The sequence below is a fragment of the Type-F symbiont of Plautia stali genome, from assembly GCF_059731105.1.
Window position 1 is genome coordinate 1,843,780 of the sequence record NZ_AP035909.1, and the last position, 25,005, is coordinate 1,868,784.

The following is a 25,005-nucleotide window of genomic DNA, read 5'->3' on the forward strand; positions in this document are numbered from 1 at the left end:
GCGTCACTCCCCGACAGGCGTGCAGCATGAGTGATTAAGGTTTCGGCGGCGTGATACCGTCAATCTGCTCGGCCTGGGCACCGGAACCCGGGCGGGCGTTACCGAGCAGCGGTTCGTCACCCAGAATATCGGGCTGCTGTTTCGCGCTGAACTGACCCTGACCATCGTAAGCCGGACCGCTGCTCCAGCGGCCTTCCGGCAGCGGTTTATCCAGTGAGGTGTTCAGGCAGTAGTAGGAGTGTTCCTGCGCCTCATTTTCCTGCGGGAAGCTGTTCGGGATCGGCAGCGAGGCGTTCAGTCCGCCCATCTCCTCAATCACCGCCAGCCACTGCTGCTGGTGCATGGTGTCCCTGGCGATCAGGAACGAGAGGAAATCCTTCATGCCTTTATCTTCGGTCATGTTGTAGAGACGGGTAGCCAGCACGCGACCGGTGGCCTCTGCGGTGACGTTGGCCAGCATATCCGCCGCAACGTTACCGGAGGCGTAGATGTGGCTCATGTCGAACGGCATCCCGTTGGCGTTCACCGGCATTGCGGACAGGCCGGAAGAGAGAATATGGCGCGGGTTCATGCCACCCAGAATCGCATTGACCACCGGATCTTTCGCGGAGGCTTCCTGGTAAGAGAGGGGGGCACCTTCCAGATTAAGCGCCACGGCGTAGCCCAGCATTTCGATATGGCTCAGCTCTTCGGTGGCGGTTGAGATCAGCAGATCGCGAATCCGCACATCACCGCGTGCGCCCATTGCCTGGAAAAAGTATTGCATCGCTACACGAATTTCACCTTCGACGCCGCCGATGGCCTGCTGTAACAGCATGGCAAACTCTGGATCGGGTTTCTCTACACGAACCGGAAATTGAAGTTTTGATGAATGATGAAACATGATTATTTTCCTCGTCTGTGTTTGCAGGAGATGCAGAAAAAGCCTGGACACAGATATCGGATAAATAAAGCGAACCGAGAGCAATTAACCGCAATTTATGGTGAAATAAGCGGCAAAAATAGTTAAATCTGGCACGATATCTGGCTGTAAGCGAGGGAGGAAAAGAGGGGACGGAAAGGGGGGGCAGGACAAAAAAAAGCCCCTTATCAGGGGCAGATTCCGGACAGGAAACGCATCCATGCTAATTCGCGTTCCATCGTAACAGACACAGTTTTTTTAGCTGGCGCTGGTTGCCGGCGCACGCTGCAGAACATGTTCGAGAGCCTGACGGTAAACGTCCTGTTTAACCACGTCACGCTCACTCTCCAGGCGGTTAATCAGGCCCAGCACGATGTCTTTATCGGAAACGTGGGCTTTAGCACGGGCGAGTTCAGCATGGACAGCCGCGATAACCTGTTTTTCAGTCGTCAGTGTCTTGCCAGAGTTCATGAAGTAATCAGAAATCTGAGACTCTGTATTCATCGTAGGTTGCATGTCAGGCCTCATAAGAAATTGGGGGTTGATGCGTCGATTCAGATCCGGTGACCGGCAGACGCAAAAAAAAATTGCATCTGAAGGTGGAAATCCACAACACCTTCAGATGCGGTGCAAAGCACCCTTCGTTACAAGTGATTTATCGTCACGCAGTAAAGTTATACAAGAATGAGAAACTTGTACAATGAAATCTGCTAAAAGTGTACTGGTCGGAGGTGTTGGCGGGTTGAGTTTTCCGGGAAAATGGCAGGTTTTGTTCTTTTATGTGAGTAAATACAGTGGTTTAGTTTATTACTCCGGCCAGCGTCACGGGAAGGGCAAGGCGCCCGTTTATTTTGCGGCCACCCGGTAAAAACGTTACAGCTGCCTTTTTTACGCGGTTTTTCTCCAGAAACCTGTACAGCCTGTACAGGTTTCTGCGGTGCACAGGATCAGCGTGCAACGCGGCTGCTGGAATCCTGACCGTCCGGCCGGTCAGGACGCATAATTCACTTCACACGCCGGAGGCAGAAGACTAAGGTTGACCCCTAATTCATCACAAGGAAACGATCATGGTTCACGACTATTTCGCGATACCGCCTGCGGGCATCACTCAGGAGCAACACAAACGTTCGGTCGCCGTGGCGGCTGCCCTGTCAGTGGCAAAAGAGTCCGTCAGCGCCTCGACCTCGGCTACCGGCTCTAAAGCCTCCTGGGACCTGCAGGCAGTGGCCAATGAAATTGGCAATCTGGCCGACGCGATTCAGGATGCGCTGGAGAGCGATAGCGCGGTTTAAACGCTGACGGCGAGGCCACCGCCGCCGCTGAGACGGAAGAGAACAGGGCGGTGGCAGCGACCCGCACAGCCTGCGAACGGTCACTGTCGGGCACTGCCGGAAAGGGGGTTATCTCATCGCCCCCGGCTCAGACTGAATAGCGTGGCAGAGCCTGTGCGCTGCTTATTTCCTTTCTCCCGACCGCTCCGCTCTTCTTGTTTTTTGCGCACGATCACTCTCTTATCTGACCTCTTTTCATTCCCGGAATGATTCAGCGCACGCGGCTGAACATTCTCTTTTTCTGCCTGCGATAAATGTCCTTCAGCCAGCGTCACCGCATTAAGGCTGTCGCGCGTTGCCGTTTAAAAAAGCGGAATAATCAGGCTGCGTTGCCTGTTTAAATGGCCGCCGGGCGTGATCCGATTGTGCTTAAGTTAAAAAGTCAGCGGGTGAATTTATAAGAAGAATGAATGTAAGCCGCTCTCAGCGTTATTTTATCGCTGCGGAGAAAATCATCTGATTTCGCTTAATATCGCGGCAGCCAGAAAGAAAGATTAAAAAAAGTGTGTGGTTGTCAGGCGCTTTACTTAAAAACACCTCGTTTCGCTTGATTAAAAGGGGGATTCGATATTACTGTATTTATATACAGTAATCCGGAAGAGGAGAACAATGATGGAATTTATCAAACCTGCGGACATACGCGCCGCAATGGCCTTGCCGCTCTATATCGAACGTGTCCCGTGCGGATTTCCCTCCCCGGCGCAGGACTATGTTGAACAGCGTATCGATCTGAATACGCTGATGGTACAGCACCCCAGCGCCACCTATTTTGTCCGGGTCAGCGGCGAATCGATGATAGAGGCGGGCATCAATGATGGTGACATGCTGGTGGTCGACAGCTCCCTTACCGCCGGACATGGGGACATCGTGGTAGCCGCCGTCGACGGGGAATTTACCGTGAAACGCCTGCAGCTTCATCCCTGCCTGCAACTGATGCCGATGAACACCAAATTTAAGCCCATCGCCATCCAGACTGAAGATGTGCTGGAAGTGTTTGGCGTCGTCACCTTTGTGATTAAATCGACGCACTGAGCATGTTTGCGCTGGTGGATGTGAACTGCTTTTACGCGTCATGTGAAACAGTTTTCCGGCCCGATCTGAAAGGCAAGCCGGTTGTCGTGCTGTCTAATAACGACGGTTGTGTGATTGCACGCAGTGCTGAGGCAAAGAAACTCGGCATTAAAATGGGCGCTCCCTATTTTAAAATGCGTGAAGAGCTGACGCGTCACGCGGTACAGGTCTTCAGCTCAAATTACGCGCTCTATGCTGACATGAGCCATCGGGTGATGACCATACTGGAAGAGATGGCCCCATCGGTGGAGATCTACTCGATTGATGAAGCCTTTATGGATCTCACCGGCGTGCAGAACGCTGTGGCGCTGGAGACGTTTGGTCAACAGGTCCGGGAACGGATACGTAAAGAGACCCATCTGACCGTGGGTGTCGGCATAGCACCGACGAAGACGCTGGCCAAACTGGCAAATTTTGCGGCTAAAAAGTGGACAAAAACCGGCGGGATTGTTGATCTGTCAAACCCCGAACGACAGAGAAAGCTGCTGGCGCTGATTAATGTCGCCGACGTCTGGGGTGTCGGGCACCGTATCAGTAAACGGCTCAACGCGATGGGCGTGATGACGGCAAAAGATCTGGCGGATCAAAGTACCGATTTGATCCGCAGGCAATTCAGTGTGGTAATGGAGCGTACCGTCAGAGAGTTACGCGGCGAGTCCTGTCTGGATCTGGAACCGGACGAGCCTGATAAGCAACAGATTATGTGTTCACGCTCATTCGGCTACCGCATCTCCGATTACCATCAGATGCGGGAAGCTGTCTGTGCCTATGCTGAGCGTGCGGCAGAAAAGCTGCGTCGCGAGAAGCAATATTGTCGTCAGGTCGGGGTCTTCGTACGCACCAGCCCGCATGCCGCTGATGAGCCTTTTTATGGCAACCAATCGACCGCCCAGCTTCTGATCCCGACTCACGATACCCGCGACATTATTCGTGTCGCGATGGCGTGTCTGGATAATATCTGGATTGAGGGCCATCGCTATATGAAGGCAGGGATTGTGCTGACGGATTTTTTCAGTCAGGGAGTGACTCAGCTTGACCTCTTCGATGAACATCAGCCACGCCGAAATAGTGAAGAGCTGATGCAGCTCATCGACAGGATTAACACGCGCGGTAGCGGGAAACTGTGGTTTGCAGGTCAGGGCGTAAACAAAGCCTGGGCGATGAAGCGCGATATGTTGTCGCCTGCCTATACCACACGGGTAACGGATCTGCCTGTGGCGGCGCTTAAATAGAAATTCTCCTGTTTAGTTATGCGGTCCGCGTCGTAATGCCAGGCAAAAATGTCGGATAACGCCGCGACCCGATTTATTTCAGGTGCCTGGTAGTATGTACCTGATATTTATCCGATGCCTTTAGTCTCTGGCCCTGATTTCTTCGGCAAAACAGTGCTCCAGCGCCGTAATCACAGCCCTGATGCGTGCGACTTTTTGCAGGTCGGGATGGAGCACCAGCCAGATATCGACCGGGTCGCGTTTTTCAGGCACAACCGGGATTAATTCCGGATCGCTGTTAGCTAAAAATGTTGAAAGCAGACCGATACCCATCCCGCGTTTAATTGCGGACTGCATCAGCAACTGCGTGTTGCACTCCAGCACGACCTGCTGACTGTTAACTGTAAAGCCACACAGGTTTTGACGATGACGTGGCACCCTGTCTGCCGGAAACATGACCAGCTGATGACCGCTTAATCCGTGTTCCTGATTCGGTGCTCCGAACCGATCCAGATAACGCTGGCTGGCATAGAGTCCCATCTCAATGGTCGCCAGGCGTTTAACGATTAACTCTTCTGAATCGGGGCGGGCACCACGAATGGCGATATCCGCGCCGCGGTATGAGATATCGGAGAAACCGATTCCGGTCAGCAGGGTTACGGTGATATCCGGATATTGTTCGCGCAGACGTTGAATGGCAGGCATGACAAATACAGTGGCAAGCGTGTCTGTGCTGGCGATGCGCACGTTACCTGCAAGGGTGTTATCGCCGCAGGCGGCTTTACGACTCATCGCCTGCATGGCACTTTCCATAGCCGTGGCTTCTGTCATCACCTGATCGCCAAACTCACTCAGCGTAAAGGCCCGGGGCGTGCGTATAAACAACCGCGAACCGAGTGCGCTTTCAAATGCGGCAATACGTCGTCCTACTGTCGCCTGGTCGACGTTCAATGATTTTGAAGCACCCCGCAACGTTTTTTGTCTCGCCAGCGCGAGGAAAAAACGGACATCATCCCAGTTCATTTCTTACCTTCTTCCTTAACATGGACACGTTCTTACCGCGGCAAGTGTCAATGTTCACGGATTCAATATCAATCTTTTAACGGCAGAATAACCTGTCGGTACGGCGTGACGTTTGTGACTCCATTCGTATCCTGACGACACAGGCTGCAGGTTTATCCCATGCTGCGTAGTCTTAAAGCCTGAGCATGTCTGGACCGATGTGACAAGCAGCATTATTGAAGCCCTGTGATGCAGTTATGGGGATGTACCGGTTCTCTGCCAGGCCCTATGATGCCCGCCTCTCATTACGCCCGAACGTCAATATGACCCGGTCATGCTTATGAAGCATGTGCTCAGGATAATAAACATGTCAGAAGTTAACCTCATGGCGGATAGTTCTCATCACGCCACTGTAAAGATGCGCACCTTATGCTTTATTGCACTGGCGCTGGTCGCTGCCTTATTAAACAGCAGTGCACCAACGCCGCTTTATCCTCTCTATCAGCAGCAGTTGGGTTTGTCCGCTGTCAGCCTGACGATAATCTATGGCGCATATGCGGGAGGGGTTTTAATTGCGTTATTCAGTGTGGGAAATCTTGCCGGTAAAGTGGCTGACCTGCGCAGTCTGATGATACCTGCGCTGCTGGCCGTCTTTGCGGGTGCCTTGCTGTTTTCCCTGGCCGACTCGTTTGCCTGTCTGTTTATGGCACGTCTGCTGGCGGGCCTCGGAACCGGAGCATTAACCGGCGCAGCCAATATTGCTCTTTTGCGTTTTGGCCCGAAAGATGGTGGTAAAGCTGCAGCTCTGATCGCAACGCTCTCTTTCACAACCGGTCTGGCGCTGGGGCCCGTTTTCAGCGGCGTGGCGATTCAGACAGATTTCTACAGCCAGACGCTGCCGTTTGTACTGATTATGATGACGGCCGCGATCGCCCTTATTGGATTGCGCCTGAGCTGGCCAGCGCATCACCATGACCAGCCCAGGGTTGTGTCATCCTCGTCCGCCATCTCAGCGGATGCAGCACTAAAAGCCGGACTGAAAGCGACGGGTATACGGTTTTTTCTGTGTGCAGGTGCGTTGTTTATGAGCTGGGCATTTGCCGCCAGCATTTTATCGATTGGACCGGCGGTCGCTGAGCATCTCCTCGACATTCATCGTCAGGGTGTGTATGGCTATGTAATAGCAGTCTATTTGGTGGTCGCTGGTATCAGCCAGATTTTAAGCCGCCGGATTAGCGCTCGCACCTCTCTCGCGGCAGGCTGTCTTACTCAGGTCATTTCTATCATGTTTTTTACCTGGGCTATCAGCACTCACTCTTTAACAGGGGCATGTGCCGGACTGCTCGTGGCCGGATATTCTTATGGTGCGATTTTTGTGGGAAGCGCGACTCTGGTCAATATGATCTCCCCAGCGTCCAGTCACGCAAAACTGATTTCACTGTTTTATGTCATTGCCTATATCGCCAACTGGGTGCCTGTGCTGTTAGGTGCGGTGGTGGATCACGCCAGCCTGAATCTGGCCGTTGATCTGCTGTTCAGCGTCGGTGCGTTTATCTGTTTACTGCTGAGCATCACGGTGTTCTGGATAAAGATGGAAAAACGCGACTAATCTTCAGCCATCAGGCGTAGTCTGATGGCTGCCGTGACGGCCATTACCGACTGATGCACCTCATTTTCTGCAGCATTAGCGTTTTTCATTGGAGGCGTATAATGCGCTGTCGTGCTGACCATCTGTACTTGTTGCCTGCGCCTGCGCTAGAATCCCCGGTTGATTTGACCGAAATGCACCTCTTCAGGCCGGTAATAATGATCACGACAGCGACAACGCAAAAAAGCAGAGAGCGGGGACGGCCCAGAGAGTTCGATATCGAGCAGGCTCTGGATCACGCGATGATCGTTTTCCGGCAAAAGGGGTACCATGCAGCCTCCATCGGCGATCTGAGTGAGGCGATGAACCTCTCTGCAGGCAGTATCTATAAGGCGTTCAAAGATAAACGCTCACTGTTTCTGCTGGTCTTCGAGCGCTATCTGCTGCTGCGCAATGCCGATCTGCGCCGTCGTCTGGCACCCTGCGTGAGCGGGCGGGAGAAGATCACCGAGCTGTTACAGTTCTATCTGGATTCGGCGCGGGCGACGGAGGGACGGCGCGGCTGTCTGGTTGTCGCCAGTGCCATTGCGTTGCAGACAATGGATGAGGCGCTGGCGCAGCGCATCAATGAAGTTGTGCAGCGTAATCAGCGCTTCCTGGTTTCACTGCTGGAGCTGGGGCAACGGGATGGCTCTATCGATAACACGCTGGACAGTGAAGCGGCAGCGGGTCTGATTCTCTGCATTGCGTTTGGTATGCGGGTGACAGGCAAGGTGGGCGATATGGTCAATGAGCAGCAGACGCTGGCACTGGCACTGAAGGTGCTGGGGTAACAGCGAGCCCGCTGTGTGACGCGACACCCTCCGGAGCATCTCCGGCACGCGGGGGGCTGAAACGCCCCCGAAGATTAACGGCCGAACAGCAGGCTGATGAGCGCGTGATAGTGGCGCTCTTCTTCCTGTGAAGAGGCGGTTTCAAGGCGGCGCAGCAGTTTGGTGCAGATCGATTTGCGATTCACGTTCTGACCGGCATTCAGAATTTCCACCACCACCTGTCCCAGCGTCTCTTGCTGTGAAGGCAGGCTTGCCGCATTAAAATAACGGGCAATGTCGTCTGCCGTTTGTGGCAGTCTCTGGTTCGGGTACATGGGTCGTTTCCTGGCGGATAGTTCAGCATCTAACGAATAGGCACAAAGTTATACAATATTGTCTGTGTTGTACAGCTATTTTGGCAGAAATCGCCTGCTTTTTATTCAGCACGGCTGCGCTGACAGTGGCAGGGTAAAAACAGGATGAGCGGAGTCGGCGCAGGGTGCAAAACCAGCAGGCGGGCGCAGACTGAATGCACCCGACAGCCTGGCCTGCAGCATAGCTAGCGGTAATCTTTCAGGAAAACCGGTGCCTGTCCGGTCTCAACCAGCCAGTTAAGTTCGGCGCGGTCGCGCGATGCGGCTTCGGTGAAACTTTTGAGCCAGTTTCGCGCATCGGCAATCTGGGCGACGCGTTCATCACTGCGCTCATGCTCGGCCATTTCACCCAGCTGGCGAATCAGTGAAACGAGCGTGATTTCCTGCTCTGTAAAAGCCAGATTAATTGCCGCTTCACCAAGAATCATATGACCGACGTTTTTGTCATAATACACCATATGTCATCTCCTGATTAATGAGCCATACGCCAGTTTAGTTAAAGGCGTCTCTGACTAAAAGAGCAGAAATAGCAGGTCAAAACGATCGGTCTTTTCCCAAAATAAACGGCACCTCAAAGCGAAGCGCTAACCTGTTAATATTGCAGCATAAAAAATTTCAGATACCTCTGTTCATAAAATAACTGAGCGATTTTGACGATTAAACAGAGAGGGAGATGCCTGAAATTCAGATAAGCCAGCGACTCTGGTCAGGCACAGGGTCCCATTAAAGCGCGCCTGTTTCAGTAACAGAGAAAGGAGAGGGGGTTTATAAAAAGAGGCGGAAGACTGACAGACAGAATAAAGCCGCCCGAAGGCGACTTTATTCCACAGAGAGCATTATTTATTCGGTACTTCGGAAACCGCTTTAACGTCGGCTTTATTAATCTGTTGCTTCACGCCGTTTGCATCGGTGTAAGCCAGCAGGCCTGCATCAGATTCTGACGGTTTGCCATCACTAATAATGGTGCGTCCATCGTTAGTCTGAATCGCATAGCTGGTGCGGGTGCAGCCAGTTAATACAGTCATACCAATCAATGCGGCGAGCGGTAAAATCAGCGCTTTTTTCATCTTATTCACCTTATATTAGTTGTCGAGTTCACTCATATTACTGATCTCATTGCGATTGATTTGCTCAGTTTTTCCTGTCTGAGCATCGCGATAAGAAACCAGACCGGTATCTGAATCAATCTGCGGTTTACCATCGGTCACGATGGTGCGGCCATCAGTGGTCTTAATCGATTGATTGGAAGAGCAGCCTGCCAGTGTGCCTAAAGAGAGAGCCAGCAATGCGATAGCTGACAGGGATTTCATTTTCATTTTTTGTTCTCCATGAATTCATATCCAGACGTTTACAGCATAGACGCCTTTATAAATTTTGCTGGCCCTGACCCACTCCGTTGCGTTTTTTTTAAGCAAAAACAGTGGCCGCTGTGATTATTTCCGACGCTGAGTCCGGGAAATAGCATTTATTGCAACTTTATATTGTCGGCACGGACGTTTTGCGGCGCTGGCATCCCGTCACAATAAACACAAAGCCAAAGGCGAAAATAAGATCGGAGATAAGGGCCGCTATTTTGTTAACGTCCGAACCGTCAGCAGGAGAATAGATCGCAGCGCGGAACGCGGGCGCCGTGGTGAGCTCTCCTGCAGGGGAGGATGTGTGGCCCGAAGCCGGTGCGATCCCGGGCCAGAGAGAGGCTATCAGAGGACAGAGTCTTCGCCCGCTTTGGCGGCCGCTTTTTCCGCCTTCATGGCGCTGACCGGATCGGAGGCGCTCAGCCAGCGGTCAAACTTCTGGTAGGTGTCGATAAAGGTCTTAAAGTAGCTGCTGGCAATGGTGGCATTCTCTTTGTGATTCATGAACGCCACGGCCAGCTTGAATGCATCTTCGTTATCAAATTTCATGTTGGTTTCCCTCGCTTAAGATGCATAGAGCGTAGCCTGATAACGCGACCTCTGCATTCAGACAACCGCCTGAAAAGCGACAATAATTCTCTCTGCCCGACGCCATTCATCCGATTGGCGCGGATTCCCACTTACTTCACGCCAAATCCTTCTTATAATGCCAGCTTCACTTGTGAAGGGGACCCGCTTATGTCGAAAGGATTAATCGTTGCCGCTGTGCTGCTGCTGTCGGGTTGCAGCCTGTTGCATAAACAGCCGCCAGCGCAGCAGACGCTGCACTATCGCTGTGGGACGCTGCCGCTGACCGTGACGCTGGATGAGGGTCAGCAGCAGGTCAGTTTCATTATGGACGGCCAGCCGCTGACGCTGAAGCAGACCGTATCGGCGTCCGGTGCCCGTTACAGCGATGGCACCTATGTTTTCTGGTCTAAAGGCAACGGCGCATTTATTGAACGGAACGATAAAATTGTCGTGAACGATTGTGAGCTGCAACCTGCCAGCTGACTCTTTATCTGAAAAGGCGAGCATTATGAGCGACAGCGAAACGCTACACACCATTGCCCATCTGCGGCGTGAATATACCCGCGGCGGATTACGCCGGAAGGATCTGCCGGACAATCCCGTCGTCCTGTTTGAACAGTGGCTGAGCCAGGCCTGCGAGGCAAAACTGCCCGATCCGACGGCCATGACGGTCGCAACCGTGGATGAACAGGGCCAGCCGTGGCAGCGTATCGTGCTGCTGAAGCACTTCGATGCGCAGGGCATGGTGTTCTATACCAACCTCGGCAGCCGCAAGGCGTTACAGCTGGCAAACAATCCGCGCATCTGCCTGCACTTCCCGTGGCACTACCTGGAGCGTCAGGTGATGGTACTGGGCGAAGTGGAAAAACTCTCGCCGCTGGAGGTGCTGAAATATTTCCACAGCCGTCCGCGTGACAGTCAGATCGGGGCCTGGGTGTCGAAGCAGTCGAGCCGTATTTCGGCGCGCGGCATTCTGGAAGGGAAGTTCCTTGAGCTGAAGCAGAAGTTCCAGCAGGGTGACGTGCCGCTGCCCAGTTTCTGGGGTGGCTATCGGGTGAAATTTCATACGCTGGAGTTCTGGCAGGGGGGCGAACATCGCCTGCACGATCGTTTCATCTACCAGCGCGATCACGATGGCTGGAAAATCGACCGTCTGGCACCCTGAATCTGCACGATTCCCCCCTATCAGCGCTGGCACAGAGAGCGTCAGCGCTTTATGCTATAGCCCTGATTTTTTTCGATTCCGCATCCCGGCGGAAAGCTGTGTACCAGCCTAGGTGCAGTCTGATCAATTTGGAGTCAGTAATGACCAGCAGTAACCTGATACAACAATTGCAGGAGAGGGGCCTTATCGCCCAGGTGACGGATGAAGAGGCGCTGACAGAGAAACTGGCGCAGGGGCCAATTTCGCTCTATTGCGGCTTTGACCCCACAGCCGACAGCTTGCATTTGGGCCATCTGGTACCGCTGCTCTGCCTGAAGCGTTTTCAGGATGCCGGCCACAAGCCGGTGGCACTGGTCGGTGGCGCAACCGGCCTGATTGGCGACCCGAGCTTCAAAGCCGCAGAGCGTAAACTTAATACCAGCGAAACCGTCGGTGAATGGGTTGAAAAGATCCGCCAGCAGGTGGCTCCCTTCCTCGACTTCGATTGCGGCAGCAACAGCGCAATCGCCGCCAATAACTACGACTGGTTTGGCAGCATGAACGTGCTGACCTTCCTGCGTGATATCGGCAAGCACTTCTCCGTCAATCAGATGATCAACAAAGAAGCGGTGAAGCAGCGTCTGAACCGTGACGATCAGGGCATCTCCTTTACCGAGTTCTCTTACAATCTGCTGCAGGGCTATGACTTTGCCTGCCTGAATGAGCGCCACGGCGTCTCGCTGCAGATTGGCGGATCGGATCAGTGGGGTAACATCACCTCCGGTATCGACCTGACCCGTCGTCTGCATCAGAACCAGGTGTTTGGCCTGACCGTGCCGCTGATCACCAAGTCTGACGGCACCAAGTTCGGTAAAACCGAAGGCGGCGCAGTCTGGCTGGATGCGAAGAAGACCAGTCCGTACAAGTTCTATCAGTTCTGGATCAACACTGCGGACGCAGATGTCTATCGCTTCCTGAAGTTCTTCACCTTCATGAGCATTGAAGAGATCAACGCGCTGGAAGAAGAGGACAAAAACAGCGGCACCGCGCCACGTGCGCAGTATGTGCTGGCTGAGCAGGTCACGCGTCTGGTGCATGGCGAAGCGGGTCTGTCGGCGGCGAAACGCATCACGGCCAGCCTTTTCTCCGGCGCCGTGAGCGATATGACCGAAGCGGATTTCGAGCAGCTGGCGCAGGATGGCATGCCAACCATCACCCTGAGCGCTGAAGACGATCTGCAGCAGGCGCTGGTGAAAGCGGAGCTGGTGCCGTCACGCGGTCAGGCTCGCACCATGATTGGCTCCAACGCCGTCTCTCTGAACGGTGAAAAGCAGTCTGACGCGGAATACCGCTTCAGCGACAGTGACAAACTGTTTAACCGCTTCACGCTGCTGCGTCGCGGTAAGAAACATTACTGCCTGATTAACTGGCAGTAAGATTTCAGGGCCGGTCTCCGGCCCTTTTTTATGGCAAGGCAGGACAGGGCAAACAAGTGAAAAATATTTTAGCGATTCAGTCGCACGTTGTTTTTGGTCACGCCGGGAATGCGGCGGCTGAGTTTCCGATGCGCCGTCTGGGTGCAAACGTCTGGCCGCTGAATACCGTGCAGTTTTCCAACCATACGCAATATGGCCACTGGACCGGCACGGTGATGCCAGCAACGCACTTAACCGACATCGTGAAAGGCATTGCGGACATCGACCGTCTGAAGACCTGTGACGCGGTGCTGAGCGGCTATCTGGGCTCGGCGGAGCAGGGCGAACAGATTCTGGAGATTGTCCGTCAGGTCAAAGCGGCCAACCCGAACGCCTGGTACTTCTGCGATCCGGTGATGGGCCATCCGGAGAAAGGCTGTATCGTCGCCCCGGGCGTGGCAGAGTTTCACTGCAAAATGGCGATGCCTGCCAGCGACATCATCGCGCCGAACCTGCTGGAGCTGGAGATGCTGAGCGAACGCACCGTCACTGATGTGGACGCGGCGGTGGACGCAGCACGGGCGCTGATCGCTCAGGGGCCGCGCGTGGTGCTGGTGAAACATCTGGCGCGTGCGGGGCGTCGCAGCGATCGCTTTGAGATGCTGCTGGTGACGGCAGAAGATGCCTGGCACATCAGCCGTCCGCTGGTGGACTTTGGCGTCCGTCAGCCGGTCGGGGTGGGGGATCTGACCAGCGGACTGCTGCTGGTTAATCTGCTGCACGGTAAATCGCTGCAGGATGCGCTGGAGCACGTCACCGCTGCCGTTTATGAGGTGATGCTGAAAACCCATCAGATGGGTGAGTATGAGCTGCAGCTGGTGGCGGCACAGGATGCCATCGCCCATCCGACCCAGCACTTCGCGGCTGAAAAGCTGTAACGTATCAGGGCCGGTTATCCGGCCCTGTTCACTCAGGCTAATCCTTCGGCCCTGAGTGCCGCCTGCACCGCAGGCCGCTCTGCAACCCGCTCAAACCACGCCTTCAGCGCCGTATACTCAGACAGATCCAGTCCCAGCGCGTTTGCCCAGCGCGTCACCACGAAGAGATACGCATCGGCCACGCTGAAGTGCAGCCCCATCAGCCACTGTCTGTCACGCAGTGATTCATCGACAAAACGAAATTTTGCTTCCAGCTGGCTGCGGGTCTGCGCTTTTACCTCGTCAGAGTAACCCGGGCGGAACAGCGGCCCGAAACTTTTATGCAGCTCACTGCCAACGTAGCTGAGCCACGCAACGGTCTGGTAGCGCGTCAGGCTGCCAACCGGTGCCAGCAGGTGGCGATCGGGTTTGAGATCCGCCAGGTACTGCACAATGGCGACACCTTCCGTCAGCACGGTGCCATCGCTGAGCTGCAGGGCGGGCACCTGACCTTTGGGATTGATCTGGCGAAAGTCGTCGCCGCGTTCGGTGAGCTTTGTAGCCAGATCAACGCTGACCTGGGTGAAGTCGAGCCCGCATTCGCGCATGACAATGTGAGGTGAGAGCGAACAGGCACCCGCTTTGCAAAACAGTTTCATAACCCGGTCTCCTTGTGGCAATGGGGTTACTGCATAGTAAATGCTCAGAGCAGAATTGCCAGTGACAGGGATCAGGGAATAATCAGGGGGAGACGTCAGCCATAAAAAAGCCGGGCAGAGCCCGGCTGAGAGATGACAGGGTGGCTGTCAGGCCTGCACATCCCGGGCTTTTGCTTCAGAGTCCTGCGTCATGCGGTTCAGCAGCGGCGCAGTAATCAGCATCAGCACGGCGATCACTGCCGTAGTGATACCAATCTCCTGGAACACACGGCTGTAGGTTGCCAGTGAAATCAGCGGATCGGTCACGTTTTCAGGCACAGCCATCAGGTTAGCGACTTTACCGGCAATCACCGCCGCACCGGCGGTGGTCAGGAACCAGGAGCCCATGATAAAGCCCATCAGACGCTGAGGCACCAGCTGCGCGACCATCGCCAGGCCGAGACCGGAGATCATCAGTTCACCGATACTCTGCAGCGCATAGCTCAGGATCAGCCAGTTCACAGAAACGATACCGGCATCGCTGGCAAACTTCGCGCCCAGCGGCAGTACCAGGAACGCGGCGGAGCAGAGCACCATACCAAAGGCAAATTTGTGCGGCATCGGCAGCTTATCGCCCAGCTTGTTGTAGAGCGACGCCAGCAGCGGGCTGGCCAGCATGATCCAGAACGGGTTCAGCGCCTGGAACTGCTCCGGAGCAAAGGTAATGCCGAAGATAGTGTGCTCAACGTTACGGATAGCGAAGAAGTTCAGGGAGGTCGGCATCTGCATGTAGAGCACGAAGAACAGAATCGCTTCAACCATCAGCAGGAAGGCCACGATCATCTTACGACGCGCTGCGCCCTGCAGCGCAAAGGCTTCTTTGGCAAACACCAGCACGATGCCCAGTGCAATCACCGCCAGCACCACGCGTGCAATCGCCTGGTGATGCAGCATCCAGTTTGCCAGTGCGATCAGCACCACGACGCCCACGAGGGTCATCAGCAGTTTACCGACCTGCAGCGGCGCAAAGTCCGGTTTAGAGCCGTAATCTTTGACCATGCGTTTGCAGAACAGGAAGTTGAACAGGGTGATGACCAGACCGATGACGCAGAGGGAGAAAGCGACGCTGTAGCCATATTTTGCGGCTAACCACGGTGTCAGCATCATCGAGAACAGCGAACCGATGTTAATCGACATGTAGAACATGGTGAACGCACCGTCGAGACGCGGGTCATCTTTCTCATAGCAGGTCGAAAGCAGCGAAGAGGGATTCGCTTTAAACAGGCCGCTACCCACGGCGATGGTGGCCATACCGAGATAGACGATACTGACGTTGTGGCCGGAGAAGGCGACCAGCGCATAACCCAGCGCCAGCACTAGTACACCCAGTACGATAACGCGTTTGGTACCCAGCACCTTATCACCGAGCCAGCCGCCGATGGCGACCAGACCATAAACCAGCGCACTGAATGAAGAGAACAGGGTAATAGAGTCTGATTCAGACAATCCCAGCTGCTTCACCAGGTAAACCGCCATAATGGCCTGCAGGCCATAGAAGCCAAAACGTTCCCATAACTCAATCGAAAAGATTAAGTAGAACGCCTTTGGCTGTTTAAACGCATTGAGGCTGACAGCCTCATCAGTGTGTTTGTTTGCAGTTGACACTTGTACCTCAGTTTTGTCACATCCTGTTTCGGGACAGGAATTAAGTCTGCGTCATGTGAGTGTTCCATGCGCAAAATTGTTATCAGAAGGGAGGAGCGGCGACTAATTTGGCTGATTACGGGCAGCAGGGCAAGAGTTTTCTGACACCCCGTGTAACCTGATAATGTCAGGTTAAAAATCTTACAATAAACGATGAGGCAGATTTTAATATTGATCTGAAATATCACTTCAGTATAAAAATGCCAAATGAGGGCGGCTTACTGGATGAAATTAATATTAACTGCTAATGACACCTTATGCAGATTAAACGTTTGCCGGATGATAATTCAGCAGCACTAACCGGCAGAAGATGGCTATTTACCAGGCGATCTGCCGAAAATTAAAACGTTAAGCCTGCCGCATTGATGAAAAAGCGTCCGGGTGACGATCCGGAACACAAAATGGCGATTTATTTCAGAAAGTAAAACAAGAAATCGATTGCGCGGGGCTGGCGGGTACGAAAACCCGTGTTGCTGAGCGCGCTCGACAGAATATTCACATTCCTGTAGCCTCTCAATTTCCCCTTACAGGAACCCGCTATGTCCTCCTCCCTGCGTTTATCACTGGTCGGTGATTACCGCGCCAGTGCGGTTGCCCATCAGGCTATTCCCCTTGCGATTGAACGTGCCGCCCGTCGGCTGAATATCACTGCGAAAGCAGAATGGATCCCCACAGAACAGCTTAGCGAGGCGCATCTGGCGCAGAGCGATGCTATCTGGGTCGTGCCGGGCAGTCCTTATCATAATGACGCGGGTGTCTTCGACACCATTCGCTGGGCGCGGGAAAGCGGCAAACCTTTCCTGGGCTCCTGCGGCGGATTTCAGTATGCGGTCATCGAATACGCGCGCAATGTGCTGGAGTGGCAGGATGCGCGTCACGCCGAAACAGAGACGGGCGGGCGACAGGTGATTACGCCACTGAGTTGTTCGCTGGTGGAGAAGCGCGGCACAGTAAGATTTGAAGCGAACTCCCGTATCGCCCTGGCCTATGGGGCGCTCAGCAGCGATGAAGGCTACCACTGCAACTTTGGCGTCAACCCGGCATTCAGTACCGCACTGGGCGAGAACACGCTGCGCATTACCGCCTGGGATGAGGCGGGTGAGGTGCGCGGCGTAGAGCTGCCCGACCATCCCTTCTTTGTCGCGACGCTGTTTCAGTCAGAGCGCGCCGCCCTGCAGGAGAAGGACGCTCCGCTGGTGGTCGCGTGGATGCAGGCCGCGTTGGCGGGCTTCATCAGGTGACACCGTCACGGATAACCGGGCGGGCGCGATGATAACCGTCAGCGATTAAACTGGCGGCGCTGCGCGATCTGTTCAGCGCGCAGCAGCAGGGCCTGCAGATCCTCTTCATCGATATCCAGCAGTTCACCGCCCTGAATCGCCTGATGCAGATCGGCGCGGGTCAGCGGCACCGGCATCGCCACCGGCTCAGGATTACTCTCTGCGGGAGCCAGCGGATGCGGATAGCGGCGACCGGCCAGATTATTAAACAGCAGCGCCAGCAGCGCGAGCGTCAGAGAGTTGAGCAGAACCGGCGTCAGAACAAACTGATAGCCCAGCTGCTGCACCGCAGGTCCGCCCAGAATGGCGGTCAGCGCCACCGCGCCGCCGGGCGGATGCAGGCAGCGCAGCTGAAACATCAGCAGGATCGCCACACAGGCTGCCACGCCGCAGGCGATTGCCGGATCGGGGATCAGCAGGCTGACGGTCACGCCCGCCAGCGCTGACAGGCTGTTGCCGCCGACGATGGCCCACGGCTGCGCCAGCGGACTGGCGGGCACACCAAACAGTAACACGGCCGAGGCGCCGACCGGCGCGACAAACCAGAGGTTCAGCTCACCCAGCATCCAGTGGCTCAGCAGGCTGGTCAGCATCAATCCGCAGCCGGCGCCCAGCGCGGCGAACAGGATATGCTTTTGCGTGACCGCCAGCGGGTGCGGCCAGAGTCGCGCCAGGAACTGGCGCAGAGGATGCCTCGCAGCAGGAGGCCGTTCATTCGTTGCTTTACTCACCGGGTCATAACATTTTCTTATCGTCAGGGGCGGCGATTTTCCATCATCAACAGCGAGGTAACAACCCGACAAACTGTGACGTTATTCCGAACGGCAGGGAGGCCGGTGGCAGAGAGACGCAGAGGGCAATCAGACGATAAAAAAACCCGCCGCAGCGGGTCAGTCCGTTTTTTCAGGATACTCGCAGAGATCCTCAATCAGGCAGGAGCCACAGCGCGGTTTGCGCGCCACGCAGGTGTAGCGGCCGTGCAGAATCAGCCAGTGATGACAATCGACCTTATACGCCGCCGGAACCACTTTCAGCAGCTTCTGTTCAACCTCCTCCACGTTTTTACCGGGAGCAAACCGGGTGCGGTTGCTGACGCGAAAGATATGGGTGTCGACAGCGATGGTTGGCCAGCCAAAGGCGGTGTTGAGCACCACGTTGGCGGTTTTGCGGCCTACGCCTGGCAGCGCTTCCAGCGCCGCGCGATCTTCCGGCACCTCGCCGTTGTGCTGTTCCAGCAGAATGCGGCAGGTCTTGATGACGTTTTCCGCTTTGCTGTTAAACAGGCCGATAGTTTTGATGTAGGACTTCACGCCATCCACTCCCAGCGCCAGCATGGCGGCAGGGGTGTTGGCCACCGGATAGAGTTTCGCGGTGGCTTTATTGACGCTGACATCGGTAGCCTGCGCGGAAAGCAGGACCGCAATCAGCAGTTCAAACGGCGAGCTGAAGTGAAGCTCGGTGGTCGGATGCGGATTATGTTCCTGCAGACGCCGCAGGATCTCGGTGCGTTTCGTCTGGTTCACACGGCTTTCCCGGCTGCGCCCTGCGGTGCGGCGCTGGCCGCGGCTTCAGCACGTAGTGCCGCACGCTGCTTCATCTTCTGATCGATCAGGTATTTGCCCGCCAGCATCATGCCGAGGCCAATAAACGCGCCAGGCGGCAGCATGGCCAGCAGCATCGGTGAATCAAAATGGACCACTTCAATGCGCAGCGATTTTGCCCACGGCCCCAGCAGCTGATCGGCTCCGTTGAACAGGGTGCCGCTGCCGATAATTTCGCGCAGCGAGCCCAGCACTACCATGGCGCAGGTCGCGCCCATGCCGATGGCGAAACCATCGAGCGCCGCCAGCGGAATGCTGCTTTTAGAGGCCACGGCTTCGGCACGGCCCACCACGATGCAGTTGGTCACGATCAGCGGGATAAAGATCCCCAGCGACTGATAGAGTCCATAGGCATAGGCGTTAATCAGCATCTGCACGCAGCTCACCACCGAAGCGATGATCATCACGTAGATCGGGATACGGATTTCCGAGGGGACCCAGCGGCGCGAGGCGGAAATAAAACTGTTGGTCAGGGTCAGCACCAGCGTGGTCGCCAGCCCCAGACCGAGCGCATTGGTGGCCGTTGCGGTGACCGCCAGCAGCGGACAGAGGCCCAGCAGCTGCACCAGCGCCGAGTTGTTCTTCCACAATCCGCCAACCAGCAGACTTTTAGCTTCACTCATTTGCGTCTCCACATTGCGGTAACGAAGAAAGTTTCTCCGGCAGCGTTTTCATTAACAGCGCGGTGCGTTTGGTGGCATTGACCACCGCGCGCGGGGTAATGGTGGCGCCGGTAAACTGATCGAACTCGCCGCCATCTTTTTTCACAGCAAAGGCCTTATCGCCGGGTCCCTGAACCACTTTGCCGTTAAAGCTGTTGATCCAGTCAGAAATCCGCAGTTCGATCTTGTCGCCCAGGCCGGGCGTTTCATGATGTTCAATCACCCGCACGCCCAGTACTTTACCCTGGAAATCGGCACCGACCAGCATCTGTATGGCACCAGAATAGCCGTCAGGCGCGGTGGTCTCCAGTGCGGCAGCCACCGGCCGATCGCCTTTGCGCGCCAGATAGAGGTGATGGGGCGCGCTGTTACCCAGCGCCGGATCGGTGACAACGTAACAATCCTGCTGAATGTTATTGTCATAAAGCGTGGTCGGAACCACCTGATCCAGCAGGTTTTTCTGCTGTAACTGCGTCTGATGTTCGACCGTGGGTTTAGTCACGGTGTTCACCACGGCGGTCGCCGCGGTGGTGATCGCGGCAAACATCGCCAGCGTTACCCCATTTTTGCGAATCGTCTCCAGCATCGCTTAATCCTTCTGATGGCCGTAAACGCGCGGCTGGGTGTAGTAGTCGATAAGCGGCACGCAGATATTCGCCAGCAGCACGGCAAAGGCGACGCCATCGGGATAGCCGCCGAAGCTGCGGATCAGCCAGACCAGCAGGCCAATCAGTGCACCATAGATCAGGCGGCCCCGGTTAGTGGTTGAGGCTGTCACCGGATCGGTCGCAATAAAGAACGCGCCCAGCATGGTGGCACCGGAGAACAGGTGGATCAGCGGGCTGTTGAGCGAGTCCGGTGAGAAGAACCAGCCCAGCGTGGCGCAGACGGCCAGCGACAGCAGCATCGCCGCAGGAATATGCCAGCGGATAGCATTTTTCCACAGCAGGAACAGGCCGCCCGCCAGATAGCCGACGTTGACCCACTGCCAGCCGAGACCCGCCAGCACGCCGCTGTAAATCGGCTGGGCCAGCAGGTGTTCAGCGCTGTGACCCGCGCGTAAGCCGGTTTTAAAGGTATCCAGCGGGGTCGCCTGGCTGATGCCATCCACACCCATCTGCAGCTGCTGCATGGTATCGCCCGCCAGGGTATGCCCGCGGAAAACCATGCTAAGGCTGTCGAGCAGGCTGGGTTTGATCGCCTGAAGGGTATCGGGCGGCAGCCAGCTGGTCATCTGCACCGGGAAGGAGATCAGCAGCACCACATAGCCAACCATTGCCGGATTAAAGGGGTTCTGACCCAGCCCGCCATACAGCTGTTTCGCAATGACCACGGCAAAAAGCGTACCGACGACCACCAGCCACCAGGGCGCCAGCGGCGGCAGACTGATGCCGATCAGCACGGCGGTCAGCAGCGCTGAGTTATCTGCCAGCGTGCTGGCAACCGGCGCTTTGCGCAGCCGCAGAATCGCCGCTTCGGTCAGCCAGGCGGTGAGCGTCGCCAGTAAAACCTGTAACAGGGTGCCGTAGCCAAAGAAATAACACTGTGCGGCAAAACCGGGCAGTGCAGCCAGCACCACCAGCAGCATGATATTGCCAGTGCTGCGGCGATTGTGGGTGTAAGGAGAACTTGCGATACGAAAAGCCATTTAATCCTCAAGCGTCGTAGACGACTGCGCTTTACGCGCTTTGGCACGGGCGATGGCGGCAGCAATAGCGGCTTTGCGCGCATCATCGGGTTGATTCAGTTCAGGTGCCTGTTCAGGTTCGGCATTCGCATTGTTTGCCTGCTCCTGAGCCTGCTCCGCTTTCTCCACCGCAAAATGCGCGGCGGTCGCCAGCGCTGCGGCGTCGCGTGACGCGGCGTCCGCCTCCTGTTCCGCCTGTGAGGGCTCAGGGGCGCTGTCGGTGGCGGACGTAGCGGGTTCAGCGTGCTGCGCCTGCGCGGCTTTCTTCGCTTTGGCGCGCGCAATGGCGGCCTGCACGGCGGCCTTGCGCGGATCGGTTTCAGCCGGTGCGTCTGCGGTGCCGTCGGTGACAGCCTGCGTGGACGCTTCCGCATTGTCCGCCTGCGCGGCTTTCTTCGCTTTGGCGCGGGCGATGGCGGCCTGCACGGCGGCTTTGCGCGGATCGGTTTCAGCCGGTGCGTCTGCGGTGCCGTCAGTGACAGCCTGCGTGGACGCTTCAGCATTCTCGGCCTGCGCGGCTTTCTTCGCTTTGGCGCGGGCAATGGCGGCCTGCACGGCGGCCTTGCGCGGATCGGTTTCAGCCGGTGCGTCTGCGGCGCTGTCGGTGACAGCCTGCGTGGACGCTTCCGCATTGTCCGCCTGCGCAGCTTTCTTCGCTTTGGCGCGGGCGATGGCGGCCTGCACGGCGGCCTTACGCGGATCGGTTTCAGCCGGTGCGTCTGCGGCGCTGTCGGTGACAGCCTGCGTGGACGCTTCAGGATTGTCCGCCTGCGCGGCTTTCTTCGCTTTGGCGCGGGCGATGGCGGCCTGCACGGCGGCCTTGCGCGGGTCGGTTTCAGCCGGTGCGTCTGGCGTGATTTCAGCAGCCGGTTGCACTGTTTCAGCCTCCGGCTGTGCCGCTTTCTTCGCTTTGGCGCGGGCAATCGCCGCTTCAACCGCCGCTTTACGCGGATCGGTGGTCTGACGCGTGACCGGCTGGGTTTCAGCCTGCGCCTCGGCCTGACGCAGACGTGCCTGCGCGTGGCGGGCTTCACGCTGCGCCTCAAGCGTCGCTTCATCCGGCTGGGCAGCCTGACGCGCGTTCACCCGCGCTTTTGCGGCGGCCAGTTCGCCGTTATCCGTACGAGCCACCCGCTGCTTCGCCTCTTCGTGGCGTGCTTCGCGGGCCTGCTTTTCACGCTCCAGTCGCGCCTGACGCGCTTCAAAGCGCGCTTTCGCTTCCAGCGTGCGTTTGGCTTCCAGATCGATGGCGCGCAGTTCCGCTTTTTCCTGCCGGTAATATTGCACCAGCGGGATGTTACTCGGGCAGACATAGGCGCAGGCACCGCACTCAATGCAGTCATCGATATGGTGAGCGCGCGCTTTATCATGATCGCCGCCCTGGCTGAACCAGTAGAGCTGCTGTGGCAGCAGCTTAGCCGGACAGGCATCGGCGCAGGCTGAACAGCGAATGCAGGACTGCTCTTCGTCGTTGTTGCCCATCTCACTGGCAGAAGGCGCCAGAATACAGTTGGTAATCTTCACTACCGGCACATCCAGCGACGGCAGGGTAAAGCCCATCAGCGGACCGCCCATGATTACCATCTGGCGCGGCGCAGGGGTGAATCCCACCTGATGCAGCAGATGACTGATGGGCGTACCCAGACGGCTCCAGACGTTACGCGGCTGAGCGATCGCCTCACCGGTCAGGGTGACCACGCGTTCGGTAATCGGTTCGCCGTTGATAATGGCGCGCTTCACCGCCCACGCGGTGCCAACGTTCTGCATCAGCACGCCGATATCGGTTGAGCGCCCGCCGTGTGGCACTTCCTTGCCGGTCAGGATGCGGGTCAGCTGCTTGGCACCGCCCGAGGGGTATTTGGTCGGGATCACCCGGATTTGCAGGTCGCGCTCACTGCCCAGCGCCTGCTTCAGGGCGGCAATCGCTTCGGGTTTGTTATCTTCGATGCCGATCAGCACCCGCTCAGCCTGCAGCACCCAGCCGAGAATGCGGCTGCCTTCCAGCACCTCGGCGGCATAATCCTGCATCAGGCGATCGTCCGCGGTGATGTAAGGCTCGCACTCTGCCGCATTGATAATCAGGGTTTTTACCCCGCGCAGGCCGCCTTTCAGTTTCGTGGCAGTCGGGAAGCCCGCGCCACCCAGGCCCGCCACGCCCGCATCGTGAATGCGCTGCACGATATCGGCGCGCGGATGCTGGCGATAGTCAGGCAGGGGATCGAGCGGCACCCAGCGATCTTCGCCATCGGGCGTCATAAAGATGCAGAGTTCGGACAGACCGGAAGGATGCGCGGTCATGTGCTGGCCAATCGCATCAATCACCCCGGAGGTGGGCGCATGAACCGGCAGCATACGGCCGGTTCCAAACGTCAGCGGCTGACCGCGCAGCACCTTATCGCCAGGCGCCACGCAGATCTCGCCTTCATGGCCGATATGCTGTTTTAACGGAATAACGAAACGGTCCGGCAGGGGCAGTTCGCTCAGCGGCGTGCCGTTGGACTGGGTTTTCATTTCGGGCGGATGAATGCCGCCCTGAAAATCCCAGACCTTCTCTTTTTTCAGGAAGTTAAACAGATTAAGCATGAGTTTCTACCGGGATCACCCGTACAGGAATGGTATTCAAATCCCACTTCCAGTTAGCTGGCGTGGTGGCAACCGGACGCATTTCGATGCAGTCAGTCGGGCAGGGGGCGACACAGAGATCGCAGCCGGTGCAGACATCGCTCAGCACGGTGTGCATGGCGCGGGTGGCCCCGACAATCGCATCCACCGGACAGGCCTGAATACATTTGGTGCAGCCAATACAGTTGGCTTCATCAATAAAGGCCACGGTGCGCACCGGCTCTTTCGCCGTTTCGTCGCCATCGATGGGCTGCGGTTCAACGTTAAGCAGGGCCGCCAGCTTGAGCATGGTCTGCTCACCGCCCGGCGCGCACTTGTTGATCGCTTCACCGTTGTTACCGACCGCATCGGCATAGGGACGGCAGCCAGGATAGCCGCACTGGCCGCACTGGCTCTGCGGCAGAACGGCATCAATCTGCTCAACAATGGGATCCTCTTCCACCTCAAAGCGGCGCGAGGCGTAACCCAGCAGGCCGCCGAACACCAGGCTCAGCGCACTCAGTACAGCAATAGCAATCCAGATCGCGGTCATCAGAATTTCACCAGCCCGCTGAAGCCCATAAAGGCCAGTGCCATCAGGCCCGCGGTAATCAGGGCGATGGAGTTACCTTTGAACGGGGCGGGAACATTGGCCAGCACCAGCCGCTCACGCATACCGGCGAACAGCACCATGACCAGCGAGAAGCCGATAGAAGCGCTGAAGCCATAGAGCGCGGCCTGCATAAAGGTGTGGTTGAGGTTGACGCTCAGCAGGGGCACGCCCAGTACCGCACAGTTGGTGGTGATGAGCGGCAGAAAGATCCCCAGCAGACGATAGAGCGACGGGCTGGTTTTACGCACCACCATCTCGGTGAACTGCACAACGACGGCGATCACCAGGATATAGGCCATAGTACGCAGATAGACCAGATCCAGCGGCAGCAGGATCAGATGGTTGACCAGCCAGGCGCAGATCGAGGCCAGCGTGATCACGAAAGTCGTGGCGAGGCCCATGCCAATCGCCGTTTCCAGTTTTTTGGAAACGCCCATAAAGGGACAGAGGCCGAGAAACTTCACTAAAACGAAGTTATTTACCAGCACGGTGCCAACAAAGAGAAGCAGATAATCGGTCATTTTTTCG

Annotated in this window: 29 protein-coding genes; 11 read left to right on the forward strand and 18 right to left on the reverse strand. The window is 56.4% G+C overall.

Annotated elements, in window-relative coordinates; genetic code table 11:
* Positions 1–34: 34 nt before the first annotated feature.
* Together AC6I7A_RS08700 and AC6I7A_RS08705 are read right to left on the reverse strand one after the other, a co-directional pair.
* Complete coding sequence (locus tag AC6I7A_RS08700) at positions 35–883, reverse strand: manganese catalase family protein (RefSeq protein ID WP_058956548.1); 849 nt, start codon at positions 881–883, stop codon at positions 35–37.
* A 276-nt stretch (positions 884–1,159) separates the two neighbouring features.
* Complete coding sequence (locus AC6I7A_RS08705; RefSeq protein ID WP_046101757.1) at positions 1,160–1,417, reverse strand: biofilm development regulator YmgB/AriR family protein; 258 nt, start codon at positions 1,415–1,417, stop codon at positions 1,160–1,162.
* Positions 1,418–1,601: 184 nt separating this feature from the next.
* Here AC6I7A_RS08705 and AC6I7A_RS08710 point away from each other — a divergent pair, with 184 nt between their 5' ends.
* The 4 genes from AC6I7A_RS08710 (at position 1,602) to umuC (ending at position 4,535) form a co-directional block, all read left to right on the forward strand.
* Positions 1,602–1,769 (forward strand): hypothetical protein, encoded by a 168-nt coding sequence (locus AC6I7A_RS08710; RefSeq protein WP_195910795.1) that lies wholly within the window; start codon positions 1,602–1,604, stop codon positions 1,767–1,769.
* Positions 1,770–1,968: 199 nt separating this feature from the next.
* A complete protein-coding gene (locus AC6I7A_RS08715; RefSeq protein WP_009090413.1) occupies positions 1,969–2,193 on the forward strand; it encodes a hypothetical protein in 225 nt (74 codons plus the stop codon).
* A gap of 651 nt (positions 2,194–2,844) precedes the next feature.
* Positions 2,845–3,264: a translesion error-prone DNA polymerase V autoproteolytic subunit gene (gene umuD / locus AC6I7A_RS08720; protein WP_009090412.1), complete on the forward strand. Its 420-nt coding sequence runs from the start codon at positions 2,845–2,847 to the stop codon at positions 3,262–3,264.
* Positions 3,265–3,266: 2 nt separating this feature from the next.
* A complete protein-coding gene (umuC, locus tag AC6I7A_RS08725; RefSeq protein ID WP_058956547.1) occupies positions 3,267–4,535 on the forward strand; it encodes a translesion error-prone DNA polymerase V subunit UmuC in 1,269 nt (422 codons plus the stop codon).
* 120 nt (positions 4,536–4,655) lie between these two features.
* Here umuC and AC6I7A_RS08730 read toward each other — a convergent pair whose 3' ends face one another.
* A complete protein-coding gene (locus AC6I7A_RS08730) occupies positions 4,656–5,537 on the reverse strand; it encodes a LysR family transcriptional regulator (RefSeq protein ID WP_058956546.1) in 882 nt (293 codons plus the stop codon).
* Between the two features lie 346 nt (positions 5,538–5,883).
* Here AC6I7A_RS08730 and AC6I7A_RS08735 point away from each other — a divergent pair, with 346 nt between their 5' ends.
* Positions 5,884–7,125, forward strand: coding sequence for an MFS transporter (locus AC6I7A_RS08735; protein ID WP_058956545.1), 1,242 nt, complete (start codon positions 5,884–5,886; stop codon positions 7,123–7,125).
* 197 nt (positions 7,126–7,322) lie between these two features.
* Positions 7,323–7,937: a TetR/AcrR family transcriptional regulator gene (locus AC6I7A_RS08740; protein ID WP_058956544.1), complete on the forward strand. Its 615-nt coding sequence runs from the start codon at positions 7,323–7,325 to the stop codon at positions 7,935–7,937.
* 74 nt (positions 7,938–8,011) lie between these two features.
* On the opposite strand, the gene ycgZ is transcribed toward AC6I7A_RS08740, so the two are convergent.
* The 5 genes from ycgZ to AC6I7A_RS08765 all read right to left on the reverse strand — a co-directional run bounded on the left by ycgZ (position 8,012) and on the right by AC6I7A_RS08765 (position 10,194).
* A complete protein-coding gene (gene ycgZ, locus AC6I7A_RS08745; RefSeq protein WP_009090377.1) occupies positions 8,012–8,251 on the reverse strand; it encodes a regulatory protein YcgZ in 240 nt (79 codons plus the stop codon).
* 224 nt (positions 8,252–8,475) lie between these two features.
* Positions 8,476–8,748 carry a hypothetical protein gene (locus AC6I7A_RS08750; RefSeq protein ID WP_009090376.1) on the reverse strand — a complete coding sequence of 91 codons (273 nt, stop codon included), beginning with the start codon at positions 8,746–8,748 and terminating at the stop codon, positions 8,476–8,478.
* Between the two features lie 378 nt (positions 8,749–9,126).
* Positions 9,127–9,357: a YgdI/YgdR family lipoprotein gene (locus tag AC6I7A_RS08755; protein ID WP_009090374.1), complete on the reverse strand. Its 231-nt coding sequence runs from the start codon at positions 9,355–9,357 to the stop codon at positions 9,127–9,129.
* A gap of 15 nt (positions 9,358–9,372) precedes the next feature.
* Complete coding sequence (locus tag AC6I7A_RS08760) at positions 9,373–9,606, reverse strand: YgdI/YgdR family lipoprotein (protein WP_009090372.1); 234 nt, start codon at positions 9,604–9,606, stop codon at positions 9,373–9,375.
* A 384-nt stretch (positions 9,607–9,990) separates the two neighbouring features.
* Positions 9,991–10,194, reverse strand: coding sequence for a hypothetical protein (locus AC6I7A_RS08765; RefSeq protein ID WP_009090370.1), 204 nt, complete (start codon positions 10,192–10,194; stop codon positions 9,991–9,993).
* 189 nt (positions 10,195–10,383) lie between these two features.
* On the opposite strand from AC6I7A_RS08765, the gene AC6I7A_RS08770 reads away from it, so the two are divergent.
* The 4 genes from AC6I7A_RS08770 (at position 10,384) to pdxY (ending at position 13,712) form a co-directional block, all read left to right on the forward strand.
* Complete coding sequence (locus tag AC6I7A_RS08770) at positions 10,384–10,698, forward strand: MliC family protein (protein ID WP_058956543.1); 315 nt, start codon at positions 10,384–10,386, stop codon at positions 10,696–10,698.
* Positions 10,699–10,723: 25 nt separating this feature from the next.
* Entirely contained in the window at positions 10,724–11,380 is a 657-nt protein-coding gene (gene pdxH / locus AC6I7A_RS08775; RefSeq protein ID WP_058956542.1) for a pyridoxamine 5'-phosphate oxidase, read from the forward strand.
* A gap of 140 nt (positions 11,381–11,520) precedes the next feature.
* A complete protein-coding gene (tyrS, locus tag AC6I7A_RS08780; protein ID WP_009090365.1) occupies positions 11,521–12,795 on the forward strand; it encodes a tyrosine--tRNA ligase in 1,275 nt (424 codons plus the stop codon).
* Positions 12,796–12,851: 56 nt separating this feature from the next.
* On the forward strand, positions 12,852–13,712 hold the full coding sequence (gene pdxY / locus AC6I7A_RS08785; protein WP_009090363.1) for a pyridoxal kinase PdxY: 861 nt from the start codon (positions 12,852–12,854) through the stop codon (positions 13,710–13,712).
* 32 nt (positions 13,713–13,744) lie between these two features.
* Here the strand turns inward: pdxY and gstA are convergent, their stop codons facing one another.
* The gene (gstA, locus tag AC6I7A_RS08790) at positions 13,745–14,350 is read right to left on the reverse strand and encodes a glutathione transferase GstA (protein WP_009090361.1); all 606 of its coding nucleotides are present in this window, start codon (positions 14,348–14,350) and stop codon (positions 13,745–13,747) included.
* A gap of 147 nt (positions 14,351–14,497) precedes the next feature.
* The gene (gene dtpA / locus AC6I7A_RS08795) at positions 14,498–15,994 is read right to left on the reverse strand and encodes a dipeptide/tripeptide permease DtpA (protein WP_058956541.1); all 1,497 of its coding nucleotides are present in this window, start codon (positions 15,992–15,994) and stop codon (positions 14,498–14,500) included.
* 578 nt (positions 15,995–16,572) lie between these two features.
* Here dtpA and AC6I7A_RS08800 point away from each other — a divergent pair.
* On the forward strand, positions 16,573–17,274 hold the full coding sequence (locus tag AC6I7A_RS08800) for a CTP synthase C-terminal region-related (seleno)protein (RefSeq protein WP_058956540.1): 702 nt from the start codon (positions 16,573–16,575) through the stop codon (positions 17,272–17,274).
* 38 nt (positions 17,275–17,312) lie between these two features.
* Here the strand turns inward: AC6I7A_RS08800 and AC6I7A_RS08805 are convergent, their stop codons facing one another.
* The 8 genes from AC6I7A_RS08805 to rsxA all read right to left on the reverse strand — a co-directional run bounded on the left by AC6I7A_RS08805 (position 17,313) and on the right by rsxA (position 24,998).
* Positions 17,313–18,044 (reverse strand): HPP family protein, encoded by a 732-nt coding sequence (locus AC6I7A_RS08805; protein ID WP_058956539.1) that lies wholly within the window; start codon positions 18,042–18,044, stop codon positions 17,313–17,315.
* Positions 18,045–18,203: 159 nt separating this feature from the next.
* Positions 18,204–18,836 carry an endonuclease III gene (gene nth, locus AC6I7A_RS08810; protein WP_009090357.1) on the reverse strand — a complete coding sequence of 211 codons (633 nt, stop codon included), beginning with the start codon at positions 18,834–18,836 and terminating at the stop codon, positions 18,204–18,206.
* Positions 18,833–19,537, reverse strand: a complete 705-nt coding sequence (locus tag AC6I7A_RS08815) for an electron transport complex subunit E (protein WP_009090356.1) — start codon at positions 19,535–19,537, stop codon at positions 18,833–18,835. Before AC6I7A_RS08815 ends, nth begins: the two co-directional genes overlap by 4 nt.
* On the reverse strand, positions 19,530–20,162 hold the full coding sequence (rsxG, locus tag AC6I7A_RS08820; RefSeq protein ID WP_058956538.1) for an electron transport complex subunit RsxG: 633 nt from the start codon (positions 20,160–20,162) through the stop codon (positions 19,530–19,532). Before rsxG ends, AC6I7A_RS08815 begins: the two co-directional genes overlap by 8 nt.
* A 3-nt stretch (positions 20,163–20,165) precedes the next feature.
* Complete coding sequence (rsxD, locus tag AC6I7A_RS08825; protein WP_058956537.1) at positions 20,166–21,224, reverse strand: electron transport complex subunit RsxD; 1,059 nt, start codon at positions 21,222–21,224, stop codon at positions 20,166–20,168.
* Positions 21,225–23,846, reverse strand: a complete 2,622-nt coding sequence (rsxC, locus tag AC6I7A_RS08830; protein WP_498004764.1) for an electron transport complex subunit RsxC — start codon at positions 23,844–23,846, stop codon at positions 21,225–21,227.
* Positions 23,839–24,417 carry an electron transport complex subunit RsxB gene (gene rsxB / locus AC6I7A_RS08835; RefSeq protein WP_009090345.1) on the reverse strand — a complete coding sequence of 193 codons (579 nt, stop codon included), beginning with the start codon at positions 24,415–24,417 and terminating at the stop codon, positions 23,839–23,841. Before rsxB ends, rsxC begins: the two co-directional genes overlap by 8 nt.
* Entirely contained in the window at positions 24,417–24,998 is a 582-nt protein-coding gene (gene rsxA, locus AC6I7A_RS08840) for an electron transport complex subunit RsxA (protein ID WP_003853423.1), read from the reverse strand. Before rsxA ends, rsxB begins: the two co-directional genes overlap by 1 nt.
* Between the last annotated feature and the right edge of the window lie 7 nt (positions 24,999–25,005).

What these genes read in the sequence shown, in the direction of transcription:
- AC6I7A_RS08700 (WP_058956548.1), bottom strand. Translation starts at nt 883, where the DNA reads ATGTTTCATCATTCATCAAAACTTCAATTTCCGGTTCGTGTAGAGAAA.
- AC6I7A_RS08705 (WP_046101757.1), bottom strand. Translation starts at nt 1,417, where the DNA reads ATGCAACCTACGATGAATACAGAGTCTCAGATTTCTGATTACTTCATG.
- AC6I7A_RS08710 (WP_195910795.1), top strand. Translation starts at nt 1,602, where the DNA reads ATGAAATCTGCTAAAAGTGTACTGGTCGGAGGTGTTGGCGGGTTGAGT.
- AC6I7A_RS08715 (WP_009090413.1), top strand. Translation starts at nt 1,969, where the DNA reads ATGGTTCACGACTATTTCGCGATACCGCCTGCGGGCATCACTCAGGAG.
- umuD (WP_009090412.1), top strand. Translation starts at nt 2,845, where the DNA reads ATGGAATTTATCAAACCTGCGGACATACGCGCCGCAATGGCCTTGCCG.
- umuC (WP_058956547.1), top strand. Translation starts at nt 3,267, where the DNA reads ATGTTTGCGCTGGTGGATGTGAACTGCTTTTACGCGTCATGTGAAACA.
- AC6I7A_RS08730 (WP_058956546.1), bottom strand. Translation starts at nt 5,537, where the DNA reads ATGAACTGGGATGATGTCCGTTTTTTCCTCGCGCTGGCGAGACAAAAA.
- AC6I7A_RS08735 (WP_058956545.1), top strand. Translation starts at nt 5,884, where the DNA reads ATGTCAGAAGTTAACCTCATGGCGGATAGTTCTCATCACGCCACTGTA.
- AC6I7A_RS08740 (WP_058956544.1), top strand. Translation starts at nt 7,323, where the DNA reads ATGATCACGACAGCGACAACGCAAAAAAGCAGAGAGCGGGGACGGCCC.
- ycgZ (WP_009090377.1), bottom strand. Translation starts at nt 8,251, where the DNA reads ATGTACCCGAACCAGAGACTGCCACAAACGGCAGACGACATTGCCCGT.
- AC6I7A_RS08750 (WP_009090376.1), bottom strand. Translation starts at nt 8,748, where the DNA reads ATGGTGTATTATGACAAAAACGTCGGTCATATGATTCTTGGTGAAGCG.
- AC6I7A_RS08755 (WP_009090374.1), bottom strand. Translation starts at nt 9,357, where the DNA reads ATGAAAAAAGCGCTGATTTTACCGCTCGCCGCATTGATTGGTATGACT.
- AC6I7A_RS08760 (WP_009090372.1), bottom strand. Translation starts at nt 9,606, where the DNA reads ATGAAAATGAAATCCCTGTCAGCTATCGCATTGCTGGCTCTCTCTTTA.
- AC6I7A_RS08765 (WP_009090370.1), bottom strand. Translation starts at nt 10,194, where the DNA reads ATGAAATTTGATAACGAAGATGCATTCAAGCTGGCCGTGGCGTTCATG.
- AC6I7A_RS08770 (WP_058956543.1), top strand. Translation starts at nt 10,384, where the DNA reads ATGTCGAAAGGATTAATCGTTGCCGCTGTGCTGCTGCTGTCGGGTTGC.
- pdxH (WP_058956542.1), top strand. Translation starts at nt 10,724, where the DNA reads ATGAGCGACAGCGAAACGCTACACACCATTGCCCATCTGCGGCGTGAA.
- tyrS (WP_009090365.1), top strand. Translation starts at nt 11,521, where the DNA reads ATGACCAGCAGTAACCTGATACAACAATTGCAGGAGAGGGGCCTTATC.
- gstA (WP_009090361.1), bottom strand. Translation starts at nt 14,350, where the DNA reads ATGAAACTGTTTTGCAAAGCGGGTGCCTGTTCGCTCTCACCTCACATT.
- AC6I7A_RS08800 (WP_058956540.1), top strand. Translation starts at nt 16,573, where the DNA reads ATGTCCTCCTCCCTGCGTTTATCACTGGTCGGTGATTACCGCGCCAGT.
- AC6I7A_RS08815 (WP_009090356.1), bottom strand. Translation starts at nt 19,537, where the DNA reads ATGAGTGAAGCTAAAAGTCTGCTGGTTGGCGGATTGTGGAAGAACAAC.
- rsxG (WP_058956538.1), bottom strand. Translation starts at nt 20,162, where the DNA reads ATGCTGGAGACGATTCGCAAAAATGGGGTAACGCTGGCGATGTTTGCC.
- rsxD (WP_058956537.1), bottom strand. Translation starts at nt 21,224, where the DNA reads ATGGCTTTTCGTATCGCAAGTTCTCCTTACACCCACAATCGCCGCAGC.
- rsxC (WP_498004764.1), bottom strand. Translation starts at nt 23,846, where the DNA reads ATGCTTAATCTGTTTAACTTCCTGAAAAAAGAGAAGGTCTGGGATTTT.
- rsxB (WP_009090345.1), bottom strand. Translation starts at nt 24,417, where the DNA reads ATGACCGCGATCTGGATTGCTATTGCTGTACTGAGTGCGCTGAGCCTG.
- rsxA (WP_003853423.1), bottom strand. Translation starts at nt 24,998, where the DNA reads ATGACCGATTATCTGCTTCTCTTTGTTGGCACCGTGCTGGTAAATAAC.